Annotated in this window: 4 protein-coding genes; 2 read left to right on the forward strand and 2 right to left on the reverse strand. The window is 44.7% G+C overall.

Annotated elements, in window-relative coordinates:
* Positions 1-301: 301 nt before the first annotated feature.
* On the reverse strand, positions 302-1513 hold the full coding sequence (locus tag ACEW9O_RS24870) for a saccharopine dehydrogenase family protein (RefSeq protein WP_373552930.1): 1212 nt from the start codon (positions 1511-1513) through the stop codon (positions 302-304).
* Between the two features lie 98 nt (positions 1514-1611).
* The gene (locus ACEW9O_RS24875) at positions 1612-2928 is read right to left on the reverse strand and encodes a lipopolysaccharide biosynthesis protein (protein WP_373552931.1); all 1317 of its coding nucleotides are present in this window, start codon (positions 2926-2928) and stop codon (positions 1612-1614) included.
* 97 nt (positions 2929-3025) lie between these two features.
* On the opposite strand from ACEW9O_RS24875, the gene ACEW9O_RS24880 reads away from it, so the two are divergent.
* Both ACEW9O_RS24880 and ACEW9O_RS24885 read left to right on the forward strand, forming a co-directional pair.
* Positions 3026-4030 carry a chemotaxis protein CheB gene (locus tag ACEW9O_RS24880; protein WP_373552932.1) on the forward strand — a complete coding sequence of 335 codons (1005 nt, stop codon included), beginning with the start codon at positions 3026-3028 and terminating at the stop codon, positions 4028-4030.
* A 172-nt stretch (positions 4031-4202) separates the two neighbouring features.
* Positions 4203-5963 carry a PAS domain-containing protein gene (locus ACEW9O_RS24885; protein WP_373552933.1) on the forward strand — a complete coding sequence of 587 codons (1761 nt, stop codon included), beginning with the start codon at positions 4203-4205 and terminating at the stop codon, positions 5961-5963.
* The last annotated feature ends 37 nt before the right edge of the window (positions 5964-6000 follow it).

Raw genomic sequence — 6000 nt, forward strand, 5'->3', positions numbered from 1 at the left:
TTGAGGTTGAGGGAGGTTGAGGCTACCATAGCGGCTTGGGCAAGATTTGAGGCGATTTGATTATCAAGCAATTGATGATTTTTATGGTTTTTTTTGAGTTAAGAGTTCCGAATACATGACTTAAGAGTTAAGAAGTGAGCTACCGCAGCGGCTTAGACACAGCTCTGGTCTAAGTCGCCGCGGTAGCTCACTTCAAAGCTCTTCCCTTACTTCAAAACTCTCAACTCATGTACTCGGAACTCGTCACTCAAAAAAACTTTTTCAGAATAATCGGACATTAGATAATCAATCAACCTCAGACCTAATATTCAAACTCCAAATTCCCGTCTACCTCCTCATGCCAAGGCAAACCAACTTTGCCCAATGCAGCGAGGAAAGGATCTGGATTAAATTCTTCTACGTTAAACACGCCTGCGCCGCCCCAATGGCCTTCCAGGAACATCTTGGCCCCGAGCATAGCCGGAACACCCGTAGTGTAAGAGACACCCTGGGTGCCCGTTTCTTTGTAGGCGTCCTGGTGCTGGCAGTTGTTCCAGATGTAGTAGTTGCGCAGCTTGCCATCCTTGATGCCCCGGATGCGGCAGCCAATGGAAGTCTGGCCTGTATAGTTCTCACCCAAATCGCCAGGATCGGGCAGTACCGCTTTCAGGAATTCCAATGGAATCACGTCAATGCCTTTGTACTTCACAGGTGCGATGCCCGCCATGCCGATGTTTTGGATCACGCGCAGGTGGGTGAGGTATTCGTCGCCAAACGTCATCCAGAAGCGGGCTCTTTTGAGCGAGGGGTAGTTTTTCACCAATGACTCCAGTTCCTCGTGGTAAATCACGTAAGAACGTTTGGGGCCTACGTTGGGATAGTTGATGTCTTTCCAGATTTCGTGGGGCTCGGTGTACACCCACTGGCCATTTTCCCAGTAGCGGCCTTTTTGCGTGACCTCACGGATGTTGATCTCCGGGTTGAAGTTGGTGGCGAAGGCTTTGCCGTGGCTGCCCGCGTTGGCATCGATGATGTCAAGGTAGTGCATTTCATCAAAGTAGTGTTTGGCCGCATAGGCTGTAAACACACCAGTTACTCCGGGGTCGAAACCACAACCCAGGATGGCGGTCAAACCCGCTGCCTTGAAGCGCTCCTGAAAGGCCCATTGCCAGGAGTATTCAAATTTGGCTTCGTCTTTGGGTTCGTAGTTGGCGGTGTCCAAGTAGTGTACCCCCGTTTGCAAGCAGGCTTCCATGATGGTCAAATCCTGGTAAGGCAGGGCTACGTGGATGAGCAGTTTGGGTTGAAAACTGCGGATCAGGGCCACCAATGCAGGCACGTCTTCGGCATCTACAGCAGCAGTGCTGATGTGTTGATGCCCAGTGTCGCGTTTTACATCGTTGACAATCACGTCGCACTTGGATTGGGTGCGGCTGGCCACCAGGATTTCGGAGAATACTTCAGGATGTTGAGCGCATTTGTAGACCACAACCCGGCCTACCCCACCCGCGCCAATGATGAGTACTTTGGACATTTTTCAATGGATTTTAACGATGAATGCTAGCTTGTCAGTCGACAAGTCAGATTAAGACGCAAAACTAGCGCAAAGGTTTCAGTGAAGGGGCATTTATGCTAGATAATTTGTGCAAGCCAGGCTAAAATTAATATCATACTGTACATGAGCCATATCGGCACATTCAAATAAGCATTCAAGGGAATTCCATAGCGACGGGATAAATGCACGCCATAAATCAGTTTCTCCAATCCATAAGCCAGAAAATTAGCCAGGGCAATGCCCAATAAACCCCAAATGGGCACCAAAACAAAACAGGCTATCACATTAAAGGCAGCTTCACTACAGGCCCCAATCAGCGTAATCCGTTTGTCCTGCAAAGCGTTAAGGATGGGAAAAGAAAACACCACCCGAGAAATCACCAATAACAGAAAGGTATTGAACACGGGTAAACTCGCCAAAAAATCGGCATTGAACAGTGCCGGAAACCACCAGCGGGAAGTCAATAGCAACACGATGGTAAATGGCAGCAAAAAATGCATCAGACGGGTAGAGCGTTGACGGATTTCAGGCATAGTGCCTGCTAAATCAGTCGCTGCTTTTTGCAAAATCAATGCATTTAGTCCCCCCACTAAGGCTAAAGACACGGGCAATTCCCGGGCACCGTAGCGAAAAAGGGCAAACTGTAATTCATCACCAGCATAATACCAGTTTACGATCCAGGCGTTGAACACAGTGATGTAGCCTCCTATGGCAGAATAAATCATGAGGTAAAAGGAGGCGTTCCACCAACTTTTAAAGTGCAGCCACTCCCAGTTCCATTGGCCAAAGCGCAGCGCCAAAACAATCAACCATAAGGCTTTGAACAAAGAAAGCCACAACAAGCCCAACACAATCGCCCCTGCGCTCCAACCCCAAAAAGCGGGCAACAAAACGACCAACAGTTGGGCGCCAAAGCTCAGTATTCCATACACAAATAGCTCAACTGGCTTTTTTAACAACACATATAAAGTGTCGGTCAGGAGAGTAGGTAGGTAAAAAAACAGGAACAAGAGGGCTATGCTGGCAAAAGGCAAACTGGTTTGGCCGCTAAAGACGGGTAGGAATACGGTAGGAAATAAGCTCAGAGCGCCCAACAACACCCCACTGATCAGGAAATAAACGGTCACCGCTAAAGCCAAAAGTTGGGCTTGCGCCACGGCTTCAAGGCGGGGATAATAATTCAGCAAGCCTTGCTGCAAGCCGATCATCCAGAAAAAACTCAGCGCCCCGCCCATGAACCAAACTTGTTCGTATTGGCCGATGGCGGCGGTGGATAATTGGCTCTTGGCAAGGAGGATAGCGATCAGGAGCATCGTTCCCTGGCGGAGGAGCTGATAGAAGAGGTAAGCGCGCGCGAGGGTGAGGTATTGGCTTAAGTTGAGTTTCTGGTCCATAAAAAATAAAAGTTAAGAAAAGTCTGAGCGATACGTTCCGACCCGAAGCAAATTGGTAATTTACGCTTTATCAGTGGGGCAAAAAAAAATAAAACGTATGGATACGCATCCTAAATATATAGTCGTGATCGGCGCATCCGCCGGAGGTTTAGATGCATTAGCGGAAATGGCTCGAACCTTCCAAAATGGATTGGATGTTGCCTATTGCATTGTACTGCATTTATCGCGTAAAGGGATAGGCGATTTCGTGGTGCATCGCCTGAATCAAGTCACCTCTTTGGATTGCAGCCTTGCCCTAAACGGCGCTGTGATAAAAAAAGACAATATTTACGTTGCTCGTCCTAATCAGCATATGCTGATAAAGGACAACAAATTTATTTTAGGCGGTGGCCCTGAAGAAAACCGTTTCCGGCCGTCCATCGATGTGTTGTTCCGCTCGGCCGCAGTAGCTTATAGTTCAAATGCCATTGGGATTATTTTAAGCGGTATGTTGGACGATGGCACGTCTGGCATGTGGGCAATTAAAAGAAGCGGTGGTAGTTGCGTCGTGCAGGACCCTAACCAGGCCGAGTATCCGGATATGCCGCTTTCTGTAATGAACAATATGGAAGTGGATCATGTAGCAACCATAGAAGAAATGGGTGCGCTTATAGCAAAAATATTAAAGCATAAAAAAGGAAGAAAAAAACCAGTCCCTAAAGAAGTAATACTGGAATCAAAAATTGCCGAGACCACCGCAATAGGGATAGAGGATGTAGAAAAAATAGGAGATGTAAGCGTGTTCGCCTGTCCTGATTGTGGCGGAAACTTATGGGATGTGAAAGGTGACCTAATTAAACGGTATCGTTGCCATATAGGACACGCCTATATCGAAAGAGATTTGGTAATAAAGCAGTCCGAAACAGCCAGTACAACTTTATGGGTAGCCCTGCGGATGATGGAGGAACGTAAACATCTTTTAAAAAAAATGGAAGTTGATTATGCAAAAAAGGGTTACAAGTCTTTATCCTTATCCAATGTTGAAAGACAGGATGAAATGCAACGCCACATCGACGGGCTGAAAAAGATTTTGTTCGATTTGCAAAATCATGACACGACCTAAGAAAAATAGTTAAGGAACGAGAACAATCGCTTACTGAAAATTGCTTACTAAACCTCGCACATTCGGGGAGCGTAACATTCTGCACATGTCCGCACCTGACAACACAAATTGATTATCGAAAGTGAAAAACAAAACACATTGATCAGATTCTTTGTCGGATATTTACAAAATCATGGATACAAAGGATTACATAAAACTATTCGAACAATCTTCGGAATTGCTGCTGGTGATCGATACCAACTTTGCGATAGTAGCCGCATCTGACGCATTTTTAAAAACTACAGTAACTGTCAGAGAAAACATTGTGGGGCGTGATGTTTTTGATGTATTTCCCGACAATCCTGCTGATAAAACCGCAAATGGAGAAAGTATTGTACGGGCTTCATTTGACCGGGTAATCAAGAATAAAACCAAGGATGCATTGCCGGTTGTAAAATACGATCTTCCAAAACCAGAATCGGAGGGCGGCGGGTTTGAGCTGAAGTATTGGCAAGCGATTAACTCGCCAGTGTTGGATGAGAATAATAATGTGAAGTATATTATTCAACGGGCTGAGGATGTTACCGAAAATAAGACCTTGATCACCCAGCATGAGGTGGAACAAAAAGCATTGAAGGAGATTGCAGACAGCGAAAAACGCTACAACATGATGCTCATGAAATCGCCTTTTGGTTTTGCCGTTTTAAAAGGTGAAAACATGGTGATTACCCTTGCGAATGACACTATAAAAGAAATTTGGGGGAAAGGCAAGGATGTAGAAGGAAAATTACTGTTTGATGTACTTCCTGAACTTAAAGATACCGCATTCCCAGGTTTGCTCGATAATGTATATACCACAGGCGTCCCCTTCCAAGGAAATGAACTCCTTGCTCCTTTATTCCGCGATGGAAAACTAGAAGATGCGTATTTTAATCTTGTTTATCAGCCCTATTTGGAAGCAGACGAGACTATTTCAGGTGTTACGGTTATTGCTTACGAAGTAACCGCTGCGGTGATCGTAAAAAAAGCATTAGAAGCACAGCACGAGGCAGAAAAAAAAACATTGAAGCAGGTCGAAGAAACCAATAAACGTTACTACGCCATGCTCATGGAATCGCCATTTGCTTTTTGTATTCTGAAGGGAAAAGACATGGTAGTTACGCTCGCCAACGATTTGATAAAAGAGTTTTGGGGCAAAGGTAAAGAGGTGGAGGGCAAAACATTATTGCAGGTTTTACCCGAACTTAAAGATCAGCCATTTCCTGAGATGATTGATCATGTTTTTACAACTGGCAAGCCAGTATATGCCAATGAAATATTAGCCCAGCTTCAACACAACGACAAACTCGAAGACAAGTATTTCAATATTGTTTACCAACCGCATTACGAAGCAGATAACTCCATTTCGGGTGTCACAACTATTGCTTATGATGTAACAGAAATGGTACTTGCTCGCAAAAAAATAGAAGAAAGCGAATTTCGTTTTCACAACATGGTTTATACTTCGCCATCAATGATCGCTATTTTTAAAGGCGAAGACATGATTATTGAAATTGCCAATGATTCTATTATGGAATCATGGGGCAAGGGAAAAGATATTATTGGGAAATCGCTGTTATCAATTATGCCCGAAATAATTGAACAGGATTTTGATAAAATCTTATCAGATGTATATAAAACAGGTATTCCTTTTCATGCTTATGAAGCACCAACTAGCCTCCTTCGTAATGGAAAATTGGAAGTACTGCATTACACTTTTGTCTACCAGGCACAACGCAAAATAAATGGAGAAATAGAAGGTGTGGCAGTTATTGCCAATGAGGTAACCCCACAGGCAAAAATGAGTTTAAAACCATACTACTGGACATTTTTGAAAAATGCGAGGAAAAGCGCGAAATTAGAGTTTACCAAGACGCTAAGAACGTATGCTTCCCTCGCACCTACGCAAATTTAAAACATTGTACACTAGGTTTGGCCTAGGAGCAGTAAAA

The sequence above is a fragment of the Haliscomenobacter sp. genome (assembly GCF_041740695.1).
Classification (GTDB): Bacteria; Bacteroidota; Bacteroidia; order Chitinophagales; family Saprospiraceae; genus Haliscomenobacter.